This window comes from Halobacillus amylolyticus (assembly GCF_022921115.1).
In the GTDB taxonomy this organism is placed as follows: Bacteria; Bacillota; Bacilli; order Bacillales; family Halobacillaceae; genus Halobacillus_A; species Halobacillus_A amylolyticus.
The window spans coordinates 3,271,823-3,292,006 of record NZ_CP095075.1 but is presented as its reverse complement, the minus strand read 5'-3'; the positions used below and the strand labels follow the sequence as shown (position 1 = coordinate 3,292,006).

The following is a 20,184-nucleotide window of genomic DNA, read 5'->3' as shown; positions in this document are numbered from 1 at the left end:
GTTTTTACAGAGATGAAGAGGATTATGCGTACCTTGTAACTAAACATTTGTTCACAAAAAAACCCACCAACTTTTCAAAAAGTTGGTGGGTTTTACATCAGGCATATTTTTCAACGTGGGCTTTCACTTGCGCTTGCCTGGGTTTATTTGGGACCTCATGATGGTGACGGCACCTCGGCTCGTACGATTCTGAGGCACCGACTAAAATAATCGGATCATCATAGGAAGCCGGCTTCCCGTCGATCAGGCGCTGCGTGCGACTAGCCGGAGATCCGCAGACGGGACAGATGGCGTTTAGCTTTGTGACACTTTCACTTAAAGCCATGAGTTCAGGAACTTTCCCGAAAGGCTCCCCTCGAAAATCTGTATCCAGTCCTGCTGTGATGACGCGAATGCCGCGATCAGCAAGACATTCGACGACTTCAATTATATATTCATCAAAAAACTGAACTTCATCTATACCGACAATGTCCACCTCATCATTCACTTTCTCGAGAATTTCAAGTGACTCAGATGCAGGTCTTGCAAGGACAGATGTTCCGTTGTGTGACACGATGGAATCTTCTTTATATCGGTTATCAATGGCGGGTTTAAATACACGAACAGACAAGTTTCCGTATGTAGCTCGGCGGACTCGGCGGATCAATTCCTCCGATTTTCCACTGAACATACTACCGCAAATCACTTCTACCCATCCGCTCTGTTTCATGACATACACGTCCACTGTCGCTCCCTTGTCTAGCTTCAGCGCCCAGACACTCGAGACATAAGCAGTTCGCCTCTGTGAAGAAAGATCACTTCACTGCGCCGCTCTGCTTATGCTTGTCGTGTCTGCCAGGGCGCCTCCGCTTTTCTTTTACAAAAAAACAGGCAAACGGTAAGACAATTTGCCTGTTCTTGCTCAAAATTATGCAGTGTACATCCTAAAGGATGCCCACTCATTATTATGAAAGGTTATATTTTTTCTTGAAGCGATCCACACGGCCGCCAGCTTTGTCAGCTTTTTGTTTGCCTGTGTAGAATGGATGAGACGCAGAACTAATTTCAACACGGATTAGTGGGTATGTGCTCCCATCTTCCCATTCAATTGTTTCTTCAGATCCTTGTGTAGATCCACCTAGAAATTTGAAATCAGAACTTGTATCAAGAAATACAACTTTACGGTATTCTGGATGAATTCCTGCTTTCATGATTCTTCCACTCCTTTTTGCCCTGAGTCCTTCAGAAACAGAGTTATTGTAAGAGCCGTCGAAGGTTAGTGCATACACCTTTTACTGAAACTCACATAGAAAGATTATATCAGTCTATCCTGTCCAATGCAACAGCCTTAGATGATTCCCATTTTATTCTGGAAAGTTGTGTCTTCGGAAAAGTGGGCATATTTCCCTCTGCGGTCTTCCTATACAAAAACAACTTTATTAAAAGAGCCTTCTGGAAAAAAAGAAATCGGGTTAGCTGCGACGGCCCTGTGCTGCTTTCCCTTTCATATTCATATCCTTGTCCATAAGGTCGAAAAACTCTTCGTTCGTTTTCGATGAACGCAGTCTGCGCAGGAAGCGGTCGGTAAAGTCATGGGAATCAGAAAGGGCTTTACGAATCGCATAGACTTTATCGAGCTCCGCTTTCGGTAAGAGAAGTTCTTCTTTTCTCGTTCCTGAACGCATAATATCGATGGCCGGGAAAATGCGGCGCTCAGCCAGGCTGCGGTCAAGATGCAGCTCCATGTTCCCTGTTCCTTTAAATTCTTCATAGATCACATCGTCCATACGGGAGCCCGTGTCAACAAGAGCTGTCGCTAAAATGGTAAAGCTTCCGCCTTCTTCAATATTTCGAGCCGCACCGAAGAAACGCTTAGGACGATGGAAGGCTGCCGGGTCGATCCCCCGGAAAGTGTACGGCCGCTCGGCGGAATAACCAAGTTGTACGCACGGGCAAGCCGTGTGATGCTGTCCATCAAGATAATGACGTCGCGCTTATGTTCAACGAGACGCATCGCCCGTTCAAGGACAAGTTCGGCCACTTTAATATGGTTTTCCGGTACTTCGTCAAAGGTTGAGCTGACAACATCAACATCTGGCGCTACGGAGCGTTCAATATCGGTCACTTCCTCTGGACGCTCATCAACAAGTAAGATAATCAGCTTCGAATCAGGGTGGTTGGTTGAAATACTATTGGCCATTTGCTTAAGCAGCATCGTTTTACCTGCTTTAGGTGGAGCAACAATTAATCCACGCTGCCCATACCCAACTGGTGCCATCAAGTCCATAATACGAGTGGAAAGTTTCTTGCTTTCTGTTTCAAGCTTCATGTGACGGTCTGGATAAAGTGGGGTTAATGCTGGAAAATGAACACGTTCCTTTGCTGAATCAGGATCTTCCCCATTAACGGCATCGACGTGAAGCAAGCCATAATATCGTTCATTTTCCTTAGGAGGACGTACTTTCCCACTGACTTTATCTCCATTTCGCAAATCAAACCTGCGAATTTGTGAAGCGGATATATAAATATCTTCAGCGCTTGGCGAGTAATTAATAGGACGAAGGAAGCCAAAGCCTTCTGAGGGAATAATTTCTAAAATACCATCCATAAATAGAAAGCCATCTTTCTCTGCCTGTGCTTTTAAAATCGCAAAAATCAACTCTCGCTTCGTTAGCTTAGCATAATAGGAAACTTTGTACTGTTTCGCTAAAGAGTAGAGTTTCTTTAAGGTCATGCCTTCTAAATTGGATATCGTTAGTTCTGCCACAAAATCACCACTTTAATTGTTTTTATCGGAAGCAGCTGCTGCTTAGACCATCGCTTTATCGAAGGAAAACGAATACTTTCTAGCAAAGTGCTTGCGTTTTTTCAAATCTTGAGATTGTTTGTATACCAGAGTAAGCCTTCTACCAATCTATGTGATTCAAGTAGGAGCACTAGTTGCCCTTTTGGAAATAAAAAGAAGAAACAAGAGGGATGTGAAGCTTACAGAGGCTTCGCTTATTTATGTTGTTCTATTATTGCTTGTAAACCTACCTTATTGTACATCTAGTAATCATGTCGGTTCAAGAGGTTTTTTTGGCAAGTTGGTAAGAGGGTAAAAAGTAGGATGAGGGAGGCTAAGGTCGCGCAGAGCCTCCCATTAGACCATTACTTAATCACTAAATTCGGCTTCTTCTTAAGGCTGTGATCGCCGTCAATGAAACGGACGGTTCCTGATTTCGCACGCATGACAACGGTTTGAGTTGTTGCTTTCTGCCCTTTAAACTGGACGCCTTGTAGAAGTTCTCCATCTGTTACACCTGTCGCTGCGAAGATGGCATCATCCCCACCACAGAAGTCATCCATGTAAAGAACTCTATTGATATCTTCAATTCCCATGTCTGTACATCTTTTCAATTCTTCATCATTTGAAGGAATAAGTTTTCCTTGAATTTCACCACCGAGACATTTTAAAGCAACAGCGGCAAGCACTCCTTCTGGCGCTCCGCCTGATCCGAACAAAATATCAACACCCGTATCGTCAAAAGCAGTATTAATGGCTGCAGCCACGTCCCCATCTGAGATTAACTTGATACGGGCTCCCGCTGCACGAATCTCTTCAATGATTCCTTCATGCCGTTTTCGATTTAAGACAATCGCTACAACGTCTTCAACCTCTTTGTTCTTCGCTTTAGCTACCGCTGCAAGATTATCAGCTACCGACGCATTGATGTCGACTTTTCCAACGGCTTCAGGGCCAACTGCAATTTTTTCCATATACATATCTGGTGCATGCAAAAGCCGGTTATGATCGGCAATGGCTATGACTGCCAGCGCATTCCACGTCCCTTGAGCAACAATATTTGTGCCTTCAAGTGGATCAACAGCTACGTCAACTCTCGGACCAAAGCCATTCCCGAGCTTCTCGCCAATGTAAAGCATCGGCGCTTCATCCATTTCTCCTTCACCAATGACAACCGTCCCCTTCATTGGGATGGTGTCAAACACATCACGCATAGCTGAGGTAGCTGCATCATCGGCCTCGTCTTTCTTTCCTCTTCCCATCCAGCGGGCCGATGATAAAGCGGCTGCCTCTGTTACTCTTACTAGTTCCATTGATAAACTTCTTTCCATGGTTCATTCTCCCCATTCTCTATATAGAATTTTTCCTCATCTCCCCATGGAAATGATGTTTTAGCATGCCCCACAGGACGCGGGGTAGTTCGACGTTGAACTTCCTCATAACTCGGCTTTAGCCGAACTTCCTCTAATCGGTCTACCAGGGCGCTTTCGCTTTTCCTTTGTCTAGCTGCAAGGGGCAGAACTTCGCGACATAAGTAATCCAACTCCGTGGCCCCACAGGACGTGGGGTCGTTCGGTGTTGGCACAGGACGCGCCGTTTTTAACCGAACTTCCTTGAATCCTTTTGTTCACTGCGTCGTCTTACTTATGCGTTTCAGGTCTAAACGCCCCTTTCCGCTTTTCCTATGTCTAGCTGCAAGGGGCAGACCTTCGCGACATAAGTAATCCAACTCCGTGAAGGAAGATCACTTCACTGCGTCGTCTTACTTATGCGTTTCAGGTCTAAACGCCCCTTTCCGCTTTTCCTATGAATTCTGAAATTGTTCGACTTCTTCTTCTGACATTTCCTCATACCAGATATTTGCGCCGAGTTCTACTAGTTTATTTGTAATGTTTTCGTATCCTCGTTCAATGTGGTCTACGCCAGTAATTTCAGTTACTCCTTTTGCCATTAGACCAGCAATAACTAATGCAGCTCCTGCCCTTAAATCTGAGGCTTTTACCTTTGCACCTTCGAGTCGGGAAGGGCCGGCGACGATAGCTGCACCGCCTTCGACTTTAATTGATGCATTCATTCTTCGTAATTCATCGACATGCTTAAATCTCGCTTGATAAATCGTATCCGTCACGACCCCTGTACCTTCAGCTTTTGTTAGTAATGTCGTGAATGGCTGCTGTAAATCAGTTGGAAAACCGGGATAGACAAGCGTTTTAATGTCAACACTCTTGATCTTTTCACCTGGTCTAATATAGAGCTGTTCATCATTCTCCTCAATCGTTACACCCATCTCGCGCAGTTTTGCCAAAAGGGATTCAAGATGCTGCGGAATCACGTTATCAATGATCATTTCTTCGCCTTGAGCTGCAGCCATGATCGTATAGGTTCCTGCTTCAATCCGATCTGGAATAATTGTGTGTAGACAGCCGTTGAGCTCCTCTACACCTTCAATACGGATCACGTCAGTTCCTGCCCCTTTTATTTTCGCACCCATACTTGTTAAAAGTGTGGCCACGTCAATAATTTCGGGTTCTTTCGCTGCATTTTCGATGGTTGTCTTCCCCTTGGCTTTGACGGCTGCAAGCATAATATTGATGGTGGCTCCCACGCTGACCACGTCTAAATAGATTCTTGCACCGCGCAGTTCTTTTGCACGCAAATAAATTGCACCTTGTTCGTTGGTCACTTCAGCGCCAAGTGCTTCGAATCCTTTAATATGCTGGTCAATCGGACGCGGCCCGAGGTGGCACCCACCAGGCAATCCAATGACAGCCTTATTAAAACGACCAAGCATAGCCCCCATAAAATAATAAGAGGCACGCAGTTTTTTGACACGGCCGTTTGGAAGCGGCATTGAAATCATTTCGGATGGCTCAATTTCAATCGTTTGGCCGTCACGGCGGACGGTACCTCCAATTTCTTCAAGCAAATCAGAAAGGGTCCCTACATCAGAAATGCTCGGAAGTCCTTCGATTGTTACTTTTGAGTTCGCTAAAATCGCGGCAGGCAATAGAGCAACGGCGCTGTTTTTTGCTCCACTTACGCGTACTTGTCCGCGCAAGCGGGTTCCGCCTTCTACTAGTAGTTTTTTCATGAGAAACCCCTCGCTTTAAAGGTAAAGATTATATCTTTATTATGTGCAATTTTTGCCAAATGACTCTTTATTTTTGATTATTCCAGTCATTAAGAAATTTTTCAATACCTTGATCAGTCAGAGGATGTTTAACGAGCTGGCCAAAAAGTTTAAATGGAACCGTTGCAATGTGGGCTCCATTCAATGCTGCGTCTGTTACATGGACAGGATGACGAACAGATGCGGCAATGATCTCTGTCTCAATCGCATGACGGTCGAAAATTTCCGCAATTTGAGCAACGAGTTCCATTCCGTTGTGACCGATGTCGTCAAGACGTCCAAGGAACGGTGATACGTAGGACGCTCCTGCACGTGCCGCAAGCAATGCCTGGTTGGCTGAAAAGATAAGGGTTACATTTGTTTTTATGTTCAAATCGCTCAAAGCTTTTACAGCCTTCAACCCGTCCAGTGTCATCGGGACTTTTACCGTGATATTTGGGGCGATGGCTGCAAGTTCTTTCGCTTCCTTGAGCATGCCCTCAACATCAAGTGAGATCACTTCAGCACTTACTGAACCATCGACCTCCTTAGTGATTTCTTTTAAACGGTCGTGGAAAGAAACGCCTTCTTTCGCAACTAAGCTCGGGTTTGTCGTTACCCCATCCAGCACCCCTAAAGCGTTCGCTTCTTTTATCTCATCAATATTAGCCGTATCTACAAAAAATTTCATCCTAAACACCCCTCCGATGTCGAAATATGTCATATGGTTGCGTTTTCATACATGTTGAAAAGGAAACCGTTACTTGGTAACGGCTTCCTTGGACGTGCATAGCTATGCTTTTTGAGAAGAACCAAATTCACGCATTTTGCCGATGACGGTTTCTTTAATTGCGTCACGACCAGGTCCCAAGTATTTACGAGGATCGTATTGTTCCGGCTGTTCAGCAAGAACTTTACGCACTGCTTTACCTTGAGAAATTTGGTTTTCTGTGTTTACGTTAATTTTGGCTGTACCGAAAGAAATAGCTTTTTTAACATCCGCTGTTGGGATCCCTGTTCCACCGTGAAGCACAAGTGGTTTGTCAACAAGCCCCATGATTTCTTCCATGCGATCGAAGCCAAGGTTTGGTTCACCTTTGTATGGTCCATGAACAGAGCCTAGAGCAGGTGCAAATACGTCAACATCTGTTTCGTCAACGAGTTGTTTACACTCGGAAGGAATCGCATAAGCTGCCTCTGCATCATCCACGATAAGGTCGTCTTCTTGTCCACCTACACGGCCAAGTTCTGCTTCAACAGAAACCCCGTGAATGTGAGCAAGCTCAACAACTTTTTTTGTAAGAGCAATGTTTTCCTCAAGCGGATCGTGAGACGCGTCGATCATGACAGAAGTAAATCCAGCGTGGATCGCCTCTGCACATTTCTCAAAACTTGATCCGTGATCTAAGTGAATCGCAACAGGTACAGTTGTCCCATAAGATTCCATAAGTGACTTAACCATAGCCACTACTACGTTAAAGCCGCCCATGTATCGGCCCGCACCCTCAGATACCCCGAGGATAACTGGAGATTGCTCTTCTTCAGCAGCCTGAAGAATCGCTTGAGCATATTCAAGATTATTAAGGTTAAACTGACCTACTCCGTAGCGTTCTCCCTTAGCTGTTTCTAGCATTTCTTTCATTGAAACTAACGGCATGAAAGATCCTCCTTCAAATAAAATACTTCTCGTATTTACTTCCATATTTTCAATTTCCGTACTGAAAAATATGTCGTATAAATAAAGCTACAGTATTAGAATACCAATACCCTCTCGAAGGTGCAACATCGCGAGAGTCAGATAGCGCTTTCAATTAGAAAAGTTTTTATATCATCAATAAATGCCAGCGTACTATGGCATAGAAAGCTACGTGTTTTGATCCTATTTATAAAAAATTTTCCCTTCGTTATAAGAATCTACTTCGAAATCGACTCTCGCAAAACTTAGAGAAATAAGGCAGAAGGTATGGAAAACTGCCCTCATATGTCCATCCTTATATAATGTAGAAGTTGTGGTTGTGCTAAATTTTTCTCGTTAACCTTCACGAACAAGACAGTCTGCTATCATTTGACGAATCGCGTGAATGTCAAATGGTTTTGAGATGACATGTTGAACAAAGGAATAGTGAGTATCTTCTTCAATCGAGCTTACAGAGAGACCTGTCATAATAAAAACGGGCTTATCAAATTTTTCAATATCTAAGTAGTTGAGAACCTCTCCACCACTCATTACCGGCAAATTGTAATCCATTAAAACGAGATCCGGGTTATGCTCCATTGCCATTTCACAAGCTTGTTTTCCTGTATTTGCACTAATAGTTTCATATCCTTCGCTTTTAAGAAATTCCTCTAGTAACATTCTAATTCCTGGTTGATCGTCAACAATGAGAATTTTGCTTGTCATAGGTTGTCACAGCCCTTCTTTTTCTAGTGTTAGCTGCCTCGACACTTGCTTAGAATCAAACAACTTCTTCTAAAGAGTCCCGGTCCAAAAAGCCATTTGTTATGGTGTGTCTATTGGGAGGCCACCATCTTTTACTATCTGCATGCCCATACCTTTTTCCTTCTCTAGTCTTATATCTTCTATATCAACTCGCAAACTCCTGCAATTTTTGGTAAATAACAAGTCTTTATATAAAAAGGCAAGCCGTAAAGCCTGCCTCTTTATCATTTATAATTTCTCATTAATAACGGCTCCGATAAAGCTATGGAACAGCTGCTGGGGGCGTGTCGGACGTGATTTGAATTCTGGATGGAACTGGCTTGCGACAAACCATGGATGATCTTCCACCTCAATAATTTCAACTAATCGGCCATCAGGGCTTGTCCCTGAGAAAAGAAAGCCTTTTGCTTCCATTTGTTCACGATAATGGTTATTAAATTCGAAGCGATGACGATGACGCTCGTAAATCACTTCTTCCCCGTAAGCTTCCAGCGCCTTCGTATTGGCCATAAGACGAGAAGGATAAACACCGAGACGAAGGGTCCCGCCAAGATCAGTAAGTTCCTTTTGTTCGGGTAAAAGGTCGATGATTGGATGCGGTGTAGATGGGTCAATTTCTGCTGAATGTGCACCTGTTAATCCGAGTTCATGGCGCGCGAATTCCACCGTAGCCAGTTGCATTCCTAAACAAATACCGAGGAACGGAACACGCTCCACGCGGGCATAATGGATCGCAGTAATTTTCCCTTCGATGCCACGGTCACCAAAGCCTCCTGGCACTAGTACACCATCCACATCACTTAGCATTTCGCGAACATTTTGATCTGAAACTTCTTCGGAATCGATCCACTTCACTTCTACATCTGTGTCATAGCTGTAGCCAGCGTGTTTGAGTGCCTCTACAACAGAAATGTACGCATCTGGCAACTCAACGTATTTCCCGACTAAACCGATTGTAGCTTTTCCTTTTAAATTTTTCACGTTATCTACGAGCTTGTTCCACTCGGTCATATCAGCAGGATCCGTTTTTAAGCCAAAATGCTTGCACGTGAGTTCATCGAGCTTTTGGGCTTGAAGATCAAGCGGCACGTTGTATAAAGTGTCAGCGTCTCCCGCTTCAATAACCGCTTGCTTATCAATATCACAGAACAAGGCAATCTTTTCTTTCATATCTTCTGAAATGGCCATTTCAGTACGCAGCACAATAACATCAGGCTGAATTCCGAGCGAACGAAGTTCTTTTACACTATGCTGGGTAGGCTTCGTTTTCATTTCTCCAGCAGCCTTCAAATATGGGACGAGTGTACAGTGAAGGTACATGACATGCTCGCGACCGATGTCACTTTTAATTTGGCGAATCGCCTCTAGGAATGGAAGGGATTCAATGTCCCCGACCGTTCCACCAATCTCTGTGATCACAACATCTGCATTCGTCTCATGTCCAGCACGGAAAACGCGTCCCTTAATTTCATTGGTAATATGTGGGATGACTTGCACCGTTCCGCCAAGGTAATCCCCACGGCGTTCTTTTTTAATGACGTTTGAATAGACTTTCCCTGTTGTTGTGTTACTGAATTTATTTAAGTTAATATCAATAAAACGCTCATAATGTCCGAGGTCAAGGTCCGTTTCCGCCCCATCTTCTGTTACAAATACTTCCCCGTGCTGGTAAGGACTCATCGTCCCCGGGTCCACGTTAATGTATGGATCGAACTTCTGGATCGTCACCTTTAATCCTCTGTTTTTCAATAATCGGCCAAGTGAAGCTGCTGTGATCCCTTTTCCAAGAGACGAGACTACACCGCCTGTTACAAAAATATATTTCGTTGCCACAATCATCCCTCTTTCTTTTATAAACTGATCCTTTTGGTAGTATTCTCAGGGTGGTGAAAAAATAAAAAAAACGCCCCCAATAAGGGGAGCGTTTTTGAATGTTAATCAAAATTTAAAGAGCCCAAGTAAAATACTACTCATTCGGACTTTGAAAGTCAACCTTAGGATTTATCTTTCTCGTCATCATCACCAACGAAGCTGACGTCGTCTTCAACCATTTCTTCTTCCTCTTCATCTAAGTCGTCATCCTCATAGTCACCTTCGTCATCATCTTCGTCATCATCACCTAGATCAAGGTCCTCATCAGTCAATTCAATATCCTCTTCCAGGTCATCATCATCGTCACCGCTATCATCGTAGCCAGACTCACCTAATTCATCTTCAAGTAATTTAGATGGTTTCTTTTTCTTCTTTTTCTTTTTACGTTTCTGTGGAAGGTTGGCAATTTCCTCTTCCATTTGTTCTACAGGATACCAACTTCTTAGGCCCCATCTATTTGTTCCTATCGTCATAAATTGACCGTCTACATTTAAATCTGTATAGAACTGGGCGATGTATTCTTCCTTCTGTTTCTCATTGAATCCTTTCAATGAAGCAATACGCTCGAAAACTTCGTTAAAATCGATCGCTTCTCTCTTATCCTCAAGGATCATTGTTGCTAGTTCAATCATTGATATTTCCTCTACTTGCTCTTTACTCAGTTCCTTTACACTCACCTTCAAAGCACTCCTTTACTCATCAAATGATCTATTAATTACATCATAGGCATACGGATCACATTTAATCATACCATCCATTATATGGTCAGCCTTAACAAAAATCAAATCATCCATAAGAAAAAGGCAGACAAACACCTACATCCACTACCCTTTTTCTTCCACCTCAGGTCATCCAGATTCTGGATGACCTGAGGTGGAAGAAAACACCATATAAGAAAGCATTCTCATTTGGTGTTCTCCATTTTTTGTCGTAAAATAACAGGAGAGAGTATGAAAAGGAGAGACGATATGAAGACACACCCTTTTGACTGGATCATACTAATTATTATAGTTGTTGGACTTGGTACATGGGCATTCACAAACTATGGAATCATTCACGAGAAACACTTAACTGAAGCGACGATTACCGAAAAGACTCATGGAGAAAAAGGCTATTTTATAACTGTCGATGATCAGCAGCTTCACGTGAAAGATACGAATACCTGGATGGTGCTGACATCTGGTGAAAGCTATGACATCTCTTATGAGTGGTACGGGAATACCCATCCATATATCGTACAAATTAACCAAGCCCATGACGAAGACAGCGTCGGCGGCGGTCATTAAACAAGGTCAGTCCTGCTTAGGCAGGGCTGATTTTTCTTTCTTCTATTATGCTAGATCTCCTCTGCCGAATGTCATCATAATTTGACTCCTTTAAAAACTGGTGACTAGCCGTAATTGCACATATTTTTGAATAATTGCACGAAATCCTCAATAATTGCACATATTCAAGGATAATTGCATGAAATTCTGATTAATTGCACGAAATATAGAATATATGCATATTTAGCCATTTTTCACTTCATTACATAGATCCACTCTTCAATAACGTTAAAAATCCAGCCCGGTTTAAGAGGCTGGGTTCTATTTTCCGCTTTTTTTACTGTATGAATCAATTTCATAATTTAAGCCCCTTCTGCCCAAGGGATTCAAAACGCAAAAAAGGAAGCACCTCCCCAAATCTAGTCAAGTAGGAAACTTGAAATCATTTTTATTAGGTTAAGGGCAGTAATCTGGAAGACTCGATCTCGAGATATGTTTCCGTTTCCTTGGATAGAGAAGGAGGTCCGGGAAATCACTCGCTTTCCGTGGGCATGCGCTGAGTCTCCTCGGACTCCGTCCTCCGGGGCCTCACCTGTCATGTTCATCCCACAGGAGATTCCTGTGGGATTTAGAATAGAGGTTCTTGCATAAAAAAAAGCCCTCCGTTATGATGCATTTGTACAACCAAATACAAACATCAAAAGGAGGACTTCCCCTTGAATCATAATAGGAATGAACGAATAAATCAAATCACCGAAGAGTCCTTAGTGATCGGTATCGATATCGCTAAGAAAACTCACTATGCATGCGCGTTAGATGACCGCGGACGCGAATTACAAGGTCCCATAGGTTTCAAACAGAGCTTGGAAGGGTTTGAAGACTTTCGCAAACAGTTGAATGAATGGCTTCGACGGCATGAGAAGAGCAGTGTTCTCATCGGCTTTGAACCCACAGGCCATTACTGGATGAATTTAGCTTCCTTCCTGATGGAATCGAATATTCCCTTCGTGGTCGTCAATCCCATGCATGTAAAAAAATCTAAAGAATTTGATGATAATCTTCAAACAAAAAATGATAAAAAGGATTCGCGTCTCATCTCGAAACTCATGGTAGGCGGGAACTTTAGCTATCCTAGGATTCCAGAGGGTGTGGAAGCTGAACTGAGAAACGGTTCGTCCATGCGATGGAAACTCAAAGAGGAACACGCACGTCTGAAAAACCAGATGACGAGGTGGTTAGACCAATACTTCCCGGAATTTAAAACCGTCATTAAAGGCTTTGGACAGTTGGCCTGTGCGATCTTAAAGCACACGCCATTACCGGAAGATCTTCTCCATCAAGAAGTAGAAGAACTGGCGCTGATCTACAGGGAAAAGGCGGACATACGATCACCCGCGAAGAGTACGATTCGAAAGATGAAGCGTACAGCCGAAGCATCCATTGGGCTTACGGAAGGGATAGAGATGGCACGATTTGAAATCGCCACCCTTGTAGACCAATTCCTCCTTGTCGAACGTCGATTACAGGACATCAATATCCGATTGGAGGAGCTGGCTACACAACTTGAGGAATACGAATACCTTGTATCCATTCCCGGCATTGGAAAGAATACGGTCATTGACTTGATCGCGGAGACCGGATCTCTTAAGCAGTACAACCACCCACGCCAACTCATTAAATTAGCGGGGTTAACGCTGCGTGAGAACTCTTCTGGAAAACACCAGGGACAGAAGAAGATTTCCAAACGTGGAAGGAAACGGCTCAGGAACCTTCTTTATCGCGCCATTTTACCGCTGCTTCAAAATAACAGCATATTTCAGGAGTTGTATCAATACTATATCACTCGCTCCATAAATCCTTTGAAGAAAAAGGAAGCTATGGTTGTACTTTGCGGAAAACTGTTAAAAATCTTTTTTGGTTTATCGAATCACCAGGTTCATTTCAATGAGGACCGAATGAAGCAGGACCTTCACTGCCTCAAACAGGCCGCGTGATCAAACACATTCCCAACTCATAAGATGACACGGAGAAGCTGGCGCCAGGCGAGACGGGAGACTACGAGTCTAAACAGGAGAAATAGGCCGGCCTCTGCCTTATGATGAGACCGAACGAAGGAATGTAGGCGCACGACGCCAAGAGACATGGGAGGGTACGTCCTCATAAGAAAGCAGAGATCCAAGATGCATCGATTTATACAAAACGGAACCCTACTCCATTTAGGGAACGCAACGCGTAACCGTAACTCCCTTAAATTTGAGGAAAAGGAATAAACTGATTGGTGAGTGGCGTGCAAAAAAATTTTTTGATAGATAAAAATAGCTTATAACCCTTGATGTATCAATATTTCCGGAGGGAGTGTCGCAATTTACCGGACCTCCTTGTGTTTGTGAGAAGAACGGAAACATTACAGATTCACAGTACCCAAAACGACAGAAGAACTTCCTATCAGAGAGCTGAAAATCTCTCTGTGACACGGTTATTATGCCACATCATGATGGATGAAGCCCTCTGAGAGACTCTTTCGGAATACGAATGGCTCCGTTCATCACAAAACAGGTGGGTGGGAAAACGGCGAGACTCCCGCGGGAGAAGGAGCGAGGCGAGACCCCGGAAGGCTTCGCCTGAGGAGGCTTGCTGTTTAGAGGATGTTCGGCTAAAACCGAACTTCCTTGAATCCTTTTTCACTGCGCCGCTTGTCTTATGCGTACGGGGCTAAACGGGCTTTTCCGCTTTTCTACTTACATATTACGTCGATATTGTCCGCCTACTGCATACAGAGCATTGGTAATTTGCCCGAGGCTGGCTACTTTTACCGTTTCCATCAATTCAGCAAAAATGTTGCCTCCACCGCTTGCTGTCTCTTGCAAACGTTTGAGAGCATCAGCTGTTTTCGCTTCATTCGTCCGCTGGAAGTTACGTAGTTCTGTGATTTGGTGCTCTTTCTCTTCTTTGTCTGCACGAGCAATATCCATTGAATTGATATCGTCCTCTGTCAGTGGGTTCGGGTTCAAGTAGGTGTTTACGCCGATAATCGGCAGTTCACCAGAATGCTTTTTGCCTTCATAGTAAAGCGATTCCTCTTGAATTTTACCACGCTGATATTGACGTTCCATCGCGCCAAGCACACCACCGCGGTCGTTCATCCGTTCAAACTCCTGTAAAACGGCTTCCTCAACTAAATCAGTCAGTTCACGAATAATGTACGCGCCTTGCTGGGAGTTTTCGTTTTTTGTTAAGCCGAATTCTTTGCTGATGATCATTTGAATCGCCATCGCACGTCGAACAGATTCCTCGGTTGGTGTTGTGATTGCCTCATCATAAGAGTTTGTGTGCAGAGAGTTACAATTATCCTGGATGGCAATCAAGGCTTGCAATGTCGTTCTAATATCGTTAAAGTCGATTTCCTGTGCGTGCAGAGAACGGCCGGATGTTTGAATATGGTACTTCAGCTTCTGACTGCGTTCATTGGCACCGTATTTATTTTTCATCACAATCGCCCAAATTCTGCGGGCTACGCGGCCAAGTACGGTGTATTCTGGATCAAGGCCGTTTGAGAAAAAGAACGACAGGTTTGGTGCAAATTTGTTAATGTCCATGCCGCGGCTTAAATAGTACTCCACGTAAGTGAACCCGTTTGCCAATGTAAAAGCAAGCTGTGTAATCGGGTTCGCCCCAGCTTCAGCAATATGGTAGCCGGAAATCGATACAGAATAGTAGTTGCGGACTTCATGATCGATAAAGTATTGTTGAATATCGCCCATCATCCTCAATGCAAATTCTGTTGAGAAAATACACGTATTCTGTCCCTGGTCCTCTTTTAAAATATCCGCCTGAACCGTTCCGCGTACGACATGAATCGTATCTTCTTTAATTTTCGACGCTTCATCTGCATTCGGTTCGCGACCATTTTCCTCCTTAAACTTATTCAGCTGCTGGTCAATCGCGGTATTGAAAAACATCGCCAGAATGATCGGAGCCGGACCATTGATCGTCATTGATACAGACGTTGTCGGGTCAACGAGGTCAAACCCATCATACAGCTTCTTCATGTCCTCAAGTGTACAAATGTTGACACCGCTCTCGCCAACTTTTCCGTAAATATCAGGACGCTCATCTGGGTCTTCCCCATATAGCGTAACCGAGTCAAAAGCTGTGCTTAGACGTTTGGCATCATCACCTTCTGAAAGATAATGAAAGCGGCGATTGGTACGCTCAGGTGTTCCTTCACCAGCAAACTGACGCTTCGGATCCTCCCCTTTTCGCTTAAACGGAAAAACACCGGCCGTAAATGGGAAGGCTCCTGGTACATTTTCACGCAGCAACCAAGTTAACCGATCACCCCAGTCGCTATAATGAGGTAATGCTACCTTAGGCACTTTAATTCCGGAAAGGCTTTCTGTCGTCAGGTCCATGGTAATTTCTTTATCACGGACTTTAAATGTGTAGGTTTCTCCGCTGTAGCGCTCGTGCAGATCATCCCAGTCCCCAAGTTTTTCGCTCGACTCACGGTCAAGCCTACGTTCATAATCTTCTATCAGACGTTCGATACTTGCTTTTTGTTCATCGTCTCCGAGCATCTCAAGAGTTCCATTGAGCTGGTAAAGCTTACGGGCCTGATCTGCTTGATCATTCGTATGTTTATGATAGTCACGGACAGCAAGCGAAATATCACGCAAATACTGCTTTTGTTCATTTGGAATGATCACGTTCTGTTTTTCTACTTTATCGACACGTTCAAATGATGTGTCATCCTGCCAGGCATAATCTTCATTTAGTTTATCGATGATACCGGCAAACAATGTATTCGTACCCGGATCATTGAATTGACTGGCGATCGTACCGTAAACAGGGAACTTCGTCGCATCTTGATGAAACAGCATGTGACTGCGTTCATATTGCTTCCGTACTTGTGAAAGTGCATCCTCCGAGCCTTTTTGTTCAAATTTATTAATCACGATAAAATCAGCAAAATCAATCATATCGATCTTCTCAAGCTGGGAAGGGGCACCGAATTCTGCTGTCATCACATACATCGATAGATCAGTAATGTCGGTGATTGCCGCATCCCCTTGACCAATCCCACTCGTTTCAACGATAACAAAATCAACCCCTGCTGCCTTGACGACTTGGATCGCTTCTTCAATCGACTTCGATACCTCAGAGCTGGCATCACGTGTAGCCAGCGAACGCATATAAACACGCGGGTTAAAAATCGCGTTCATGCGAATACGGTCACCAAGCAAAGCGCCCCCTGTTTTCTTTTTCGTCGGGTCAACAGACAGGATAGCGATCTTCTTATCAGGCACTTCATGAATGAAGCGGCGGATCAATTCGTCTGTCAATGAACTTTTTCCTGCCCCACCTGTGCCGGTAATACCGAGGACCGGTATCGTTTTTTCTGTCGTATCTTCTACGGCAGTTTCGAATGCTGCAACGACTTCACGGTCTTCCTTCGGCGTATTCTCAACATATGTTATAAAGCGTGCCATCGCCTGGTGGCTGCCATTTTTCAAATCAGCGACCGCTTCTTTTACATTGAGCGGCGGAAGGAAATCGCACTCCTCCATCATCGTATTGATCATACCCTGCAAGCCAAGGCCGCGGCCGTCTTCCGGTGAAAACACGCGGGCAACACCGTACTCGTGGAGCTCTTTAATCTCGCGTGGAAGGATGACACCTCCACCTCCGCCATACACTCGAATATGGTCGGCCCCTTTTTCTCTCAAGAGATCGACCATATATTTGAAGTATTCGACGTGGCCCCCTTGATAAGATGAGATGGCAATCCCTTGGGCGTCCTCTTGAATAGCCGCATTGACGACTTCCTCTACGGAGCGGTTGTGTCCGAGGTGGATGACCTCAGCTCCAGTTGCTTGTAAAATTCTGCGCATAATATTAATCGACGCATCGTGGCCGTCAAAAAGACTCGATGACGTCACAAATCGCACCGGGTTTTTCGCTTGATATACGTGCGGTTGTTCCATTATACCTCTCCTCCTTCACCTAAGATAAATTCGCCTTTGGAACATTCAGCCCTTGAAGCAGCAAATGGATTTGTCTGTCTGTATAAGATTCCAAAGTAAACGTGCGCTGCAGCATCCACCGTCTGAATCCCCACATCTGCCCTTGAACAAATATGTTATTGGCGATCAGTGCCGTATCCTCTTCCGGCAGCTGATTAGGAAGACTATTAATGATTACTTTCTCTAACATGGCGACCATGTCTCGTTCCTTCTGCAGGACATAGTCTTGAGCATCTTTTGATAATGATTTGACCTCCTGGTACATAACGAGAACCTCCCCCTGCATATCGTCCATCAGGGAAAAGTACGAACGCACAGCACAAACGAGGTTGTCGATACTCGTTTCATTCTGATCAATTGAACTTTCCATTCGTTCCTTTACTCGTTCGTAGATAGAATCACAAACAAGGAACAAGACGTCTTCTTTTTTTCTAATATATTCATATAATGTGCCGATACTGAACCCTGCAGCCTTGGCAATTTCACGAGTGGTCGTTTTGTGGAACCCTTTTTCCGTAAAAAGGGTTACCGCTCCTTTGACCATTTGTTCACGCCGTTTCTCTACGAGGGCTTCGTCTTTTATTGAAGAGGGTACTTGGTTTTTCGTCATGTTCAGTCACCCTTCCATTGTTGATACCAGGAGCGTGCGAGCCTGTATGGATCTGCTTCAGGATCGCTGACTTCACGCAGCTTCTCCTGATCATCCTCCACATGCTCTCTCACATCACGCCAAATTTCTTCACGGACCAACTCATAGACCTCAAGCTGAAGCTGCTGACGGCGTTTTTTCTCTCCTTGATCAGTGTCATATAAATAGGTGCGGTGGCGGGATACCCCATCCCAAAGTTCTTCCATCCCTTTGTTCTCTGTGGAAATTGTTCGAACGATGAGCGGCCGCCAGCCTTTAGGATCGGCGATCATCATGTATTCCTCTAAGGTCGCTTTTAATTTGACGACTCCAGGCAGATCCGCTTTATTGATAATAAAAAGATCAGCAATCTCCATAATCCCCGCCTTGAAGATTTGCAGGACATCGCCACTATTCGGTGTCAGCACTAGACCTGTCGTATCAACGACCTTCATAATGTCTAGTTCTGACTGGCCTACCCCGACCGTTTCCACTAAAATGACATCAAATCCATAGGCATCACATACACGTATCGCATCCTTCGTCGCCCGCGCCAGACCCCCTAAACTTCCGCGCGTTGCCATGCTGCGTATGAAAATGCCTGGATCGAGAAAATGCTGATTCATGCGCGTACGATCCCCGAGCAACGACCCACCGCTAAACGGACTCGTCGGGTCAACAGCAATGACCGCAACGGTAAGCTCTTGGTTTCTCAAATGGGTGAGCAGACGATTAATCAGTGAGCTCTTCCCAGCCCCTGGAGAGCCTGTGATTCCAATGTAATGGGCACTCTTTTTAATCGAAAAAATGTCACTCATTAACGACAGTTTATCTGGATGGTCACTTTCCACGACTGAAATTGCCCGTGCCAGTGCCCGCATATCCTGTTTTTTGATCCGTTCAGCTAGAGGGTGCATTGCTATGGGCCTTCCTTTCTCTTACTGTGTTACCATACGCCCGATAACGAGACGCTGGATTTCATTTGTACCTTCATAAATTTGCGTAATTTTCGCGTCACGCATATAACGTTCAACTGGATAATCTTTCGTATAACCATAGCCGCCGTGGACTTGGACAGCCTCAACCGTTATACGCATGGCAGCATCGCCGGCAAACAATTTCGCCATCGCAGACGCTTTCGCATAGGGCTGGCCTTCTGATTCTAAATAAGCCGCTTGGTAGGTTAATAGCCGGGCTGCTTCAATTTCGGTTGCCATGTCAGCAAGCTTAAAGGAGACCCCTTGATGTTTGGCGATCGGCTTACCAAATTGTTCACGCTCTTTTGCATAATTAACCGATTCATCCAGTGCTCCTTGAGCGATCCCAAGTGCTTGAGCAGCAATCCCGTTACGGCCGCCGTCAAGTGTCATCATTGCGATCTTAAAGCCTTGCCCCTCTTCACCAAGCAAGTTCTCTTTAGGAATCCTGCAATTTTCAAAAATCAGTTCTGTTGTTGGAGAGGAACGAATGCCGAGCTTTCTTTCCTTCTTCCCAAACGTAAAGCCTTCTGTTCCTTTTTCAACGATGAAGGCACTAACTCCTTTGCTGCCAGCATCCGGATTTGTTTTGGCAAAAACGATATAAATATCACCGACACCGCCATTCGTGATCCACACTTTGTTACCATTTAACACGTAATGGTCGCCATCAAGTTTCGCTTGTGTACGCATTGAGGAGACATCACTGCCTGCTCCCGGCTCTGATAACGCGTAAGCTCCCAGCTTTTCGCCTGAAGCAAGCTGGGCGAGGTAGGTTTTCTTTTGCTCTTCATTTCCGAATTTATAAATTGGCCAGCTGCATAGAGAAATATGCGCGGATAGCGTTACCCCTGTTGATGCACAAACACGGGACAGCTCCTCAACGGCAATCACGTAACTGACAAAATCTGACCCAATCCCGCCATACTCTTCTGGCCATGGAATTCCGGTCAAGCCAAGCTCCGCCATTTTGTCAAAAATTTCACGATCAAAACGCTCTTCTTCATCACGCTCAGCTGCTGTTGGCTCGACCTCATTTTTCGCGAAATCGCGTACCATTTTTCTAAGCATTTCTTGTTCTTCTGTAAGCTTGAAATTCATCGTCC

Annotated in this window: 16 protein-coding genes and 1 pseudogene; 2 read left to right on the top strand and 15 right to left on the bottom strand. The window is 44.6% G+C overall.

The window, feature by feature from the left end; genetic code table 11:
- Window positions 1–97 precede the first annotated feature (97 nt).
- The 11 genes and pseudogenes from MUO15_RS16815 to rpoE all read right to left on the bottom strand — a co-directional run bounded on the left by MUO15_RS16815 (window position 98) and on the right by rpoE (window position 10,862).
- Window positions 98–718, bottom strand: a complete 621-nt coding sequence (locus MUO15_RS16815) for a thymidine kinase (protein WP_245036062.1) — start codon at window positions 716–718, stop codon at window positions 98–100.
- A gap of 226 nt (window positions 719–944) precedes the next feature.
- Window positions 945–1,190 carry a type B 50S ribosomal protein L31 gene (locus MUO15_RS16810; RefSeq protein WP_244754827.1) on the bottom strand — a complete coding sequence of 82 codons (246 nt, stop codon included), beginning with the start codon at window positions 1,188–1,190 and terminating at the stop codon, window positions 945–947.
- A gap of 261 nt (window positions 1,191–1,451) precedes the next feature.
- Window positions 1,452–2,713, bottom strand: a pseudogene (rho, locus tag MUO15_RS16805) (transcription termination factor Rho).
- Window positions 2,714–3,129: 416 nt separating this feature from the next.
- Window positions 3,130–4,095, bottom strand: coding sequence for a class II fructose-bisphosphatase (gene glpX, locus MUO15_RS16800; protein ID WP_245031060.1), 966 nt, complete (start codon window positions 4,093–4,095; stop codon window positions 3,130–3,132).
- The gene (locus MUO15_RS16795) at window positions 4,068–4,307 is read right to left on the bottom strand and encodes a hypothetical protein (RefSeq protein WP_245031058.1); all 240 of its coding nucleotides are present in this window, start codon (window positions 4,305–4,307) and stop codon (window positions 4,068–4,070) included. The genes glpX and MUO15_RS16795 overlap by 28 nt, the downstream gene beginning before the upstream one ends.
- Before the next feature lie 261 nt (window positions 4,308–4,568).
- Window positions 4,569–5,855, bottom strand: a complete 1,287-nt coding sequence (locus MUO15_RS16790; protein ID WP_245031056.1) for a UDP-N-acetylglucosamine 1-carboxyvinyltransferase — start codon at window positions 5,853–5,855, stop codon at window positions 4,569–4,571.
- A 67-nt stretch (window positions 5,856–5,922) separates the two neighbouring features.
- Entirely contained in the window at window positions 5,923–6,564 is a 642-nt protein-coding gene (fsa, locus tag MUO15_RS16785; protein ID WP_245031054.1) for a fructose-6-phosphate aldolase, read from the bottom strand.
- Between the two features lie 102 nt (window positions 6,565–6,666).
- Window positions 6,667–7,530, bottom strand: a complete 864-nt coding sequence (gene fba / locus MUO15_RS16780) for a class II fructose-1,6-bisphosphate aldolase (RefSeq protein WP_245031052.1) — start codon at window positions 7,528–7,530, stop codon at window positions 6,667–6,669.
- 375 nt (window positions 7,531–7,905) lie between these two features.
- Window positions 7,906–8,274: a response regulator gene (locus MUO15_RS16775; RefSeq protein WP_245031051.1), complete on the bottom strand. Its 369-nt coding sequence runs from the start codon at window positions 8,272–8,274 to the stop codon at window positions 7,906–7,908.
- Between the two features lie 267 nt (window positions 8,275–8,541).
- The gene (locus tag MUO15_RS16770; RefSeq protein WP_245031049.1) at window positions 8,542–10,152 is read right to left on the bottom strand and encodes a CTP synthase; all 1,611 of its coding nucleotides are present in this window, start codon (window positions 10,150–10,152) and stop codon (window positions 8,542–8,544) included.
- A gap of 155 nt (window positions 10,153–10,307) precedes the next feature.
- The gene (gene rpoE, locus MUO15_RS16765; RefSeq protein WP_245031048.1) at window positions 10,308–10,862 is read right to left on the bottom strand and encodes a DNA-directed RNA polymerase subunit delta; all 555 of its coding nucleotides are present in this window, start codon (window positions 10,860–10,862) and stop codon (window positions 10,308–10,310) included.
- Between the two features lie 291 nt (window positions 10,863–11,153).
- Here rpoE and MUO15_RS16760 point away from each other — a divergent pair, with 291 nt between their 5' ends.
- Together MUO15_RS16760 and MUO15_RS16755 are read left to right on the top strand one after the other, a co-directional pair.
- Window positions 11,154–11,471: a hypothetical protein gene (locus MUO15_RS16760; RefSeq protein ID WP_245031046.1), complete on the top strand. Its 318-nt coding sequence runs from the start codon at window positions 11,154–11,156 to the stop codon at window positions 11,469–11,471.
- 695 nt (window positions 11,472–12,166) lie between these two features.
- Window positions 12,167–13,444, top strand: coding sequence for an IS110 family RNA-guided transposase (locus MUO15_RS16755; RefSeq protein ID WP_245031045.1), 1,278 nt, complete (start codon window positions 12,167–12,169; stop codon window positions 13,442–13,444).
- 744 nt (window positions 13,445–14,188) lie between these two features.
- Here the strand turns inward: MUO15_RS16755 and icmF are convergent.
- Genes icmF through MUO15_RS16735 form a run of 4 tightly spaced genes read right to left on the bottom strand, consistent with a single transcriptional unit; the run spans window position 14,189 to window position 20,179 of the window.
- The gene (icmF, locus tag MUO15_RS16750) at window positions 14,189–17,434 is read right to left on the bottom strand and encodes a fused isobutyryl-CoA mutase/GTPase IcmF (protein ID WP_245031043.1); all 3,246 of its coding nucleotides are present in this window, start codon (window positions 17,432–17,434) and stop codon (window positions 14,189–14,191) included.
- 19 nt (window positions 17,435–17,453) lie between these two features.
- Window positions 17,454–18,083 carry a TetR/AcrR family transcriptional regulator gene (locus MUO15_RS16745; RefSeq protein WP_245031041.1) on the bottom strand — a complete coding sequence of 210 codons (630 nt, stop codon included), beginning with the start codon at window positions 18,081–18,083 and terminating at the stop codon, window positions 17,454–17,456.
- Window positions 18,084–18,085: 2 nt separating this feature from the next.
- Window positions 18,086–19,018, bottom strand: coding sequence for a methylmalonyl Co-A mutase-associated GTPase MeaB (meaB, locus tag MUO15_RS16740; RefSeq protein WP_245031039.1), 933 nt, complete (start codon window positions 19,016–19,018; stop codon window positions 18,086–18,088).
- A 21-nt stretch (window positions 19,019–19,039) separates the two neighbouring features.
- On the bottom strand, window positions 19,040–20,179 hold the full coding sequence (locus tag MUO15_RS16735; RefSeq protein ID WP_245031032.1) for an acyl-CoA dehydrogenase: 1,140 nt from the start codon (window positions 20,177–20,179) through the stop codon (window positions 19,040–19,042).
- Window positions 20,180–20,184 lie beyond the last annotated feature (5 nt).

Bases quoted from the DNA above. Each gene is read 5' to 3' on its own strand.
- MUO15_RS16745 (WP_245031041.1), bottom strand. From the start codon at position 18,083: ATGACGAAAAACCAAGTACCCTCTTCAATAAAAGACGAAGCCCTCGTA.
- MUO15_RS16735 (WP_245031032.1), bottom strand. From the start codon at position 20,179: ATGAATTTCAAGCTTACAGAAGAACAAGAAATGCTTAGAAAAATGGTA.
- fsa (WP_245031054.1), bottom strand. From the start codon at position 6,564: ATGAAATTTTTTGTAGATACGGCTAATATTGATGAGATAAAAGAAGCG.
- MUO15_RS16810 (WP_244754827.1), bottom strand. From the start codon at position 1,190: ATGAAAGCAGGAATTCATCCAGAATACCGTAAAGTTGTATTTCTTGAT.
- MUO15_RS16775 (WP_245031051.1), bottom strand. From the start codon at position 8,274: ATGACAAGCAAAATTCTCATTGTTGACGATCAACCAGGAATTAGAATG.
- glpX (WP_245031060.1), bottom strand. From the start codon at position 4,095: ATGGAAAGAAGTTTATCAATGGAACTAGTAAGAGTAACAGAGGCAGCC.
- meaB (WP_245031039.1), bottom strand. From the start codon at position 19,018: ATGCACCCTCTAGCTGAACGGATCAAAAAACAGGATATGCGGGCACTG.
- MUO15_RS16790 (WP_245031056.1), bottom strand. From the start codon at position 5,855: ATGAAAAAACTACTAGTAGAAGGCGGAACCCGCTTGCGCGGACAAGTA.
- fba (WP_245031052.1), bottom strand. From the start codon at position 7,530: ATGCCGTTAGTTTCAATGAAAGAAATGCTAGAAACAGCTAAGGGAGAA.
- MUO15_RS16760 (WP_245031046.1), top strand. From the start codon at position 11,154: ATGAAGACACACCCTTTTGACTGGATCATACTAATTATTATAGTTGTT.
- icmF (WP_245031043.1), bottom strand. From the start codon at position 17,434: ATGGAACAACCGCACGTATATCAAGCGAAAAACCCGGTGCGATTTGTG.
- MUO15_RS16770 (WP_245031049.1), bottom strand. From the start codon at position 10,152: ATGATTGTGGCAACGAAATATATTTTTGTAACAGGCGGTGTAGTCTCG.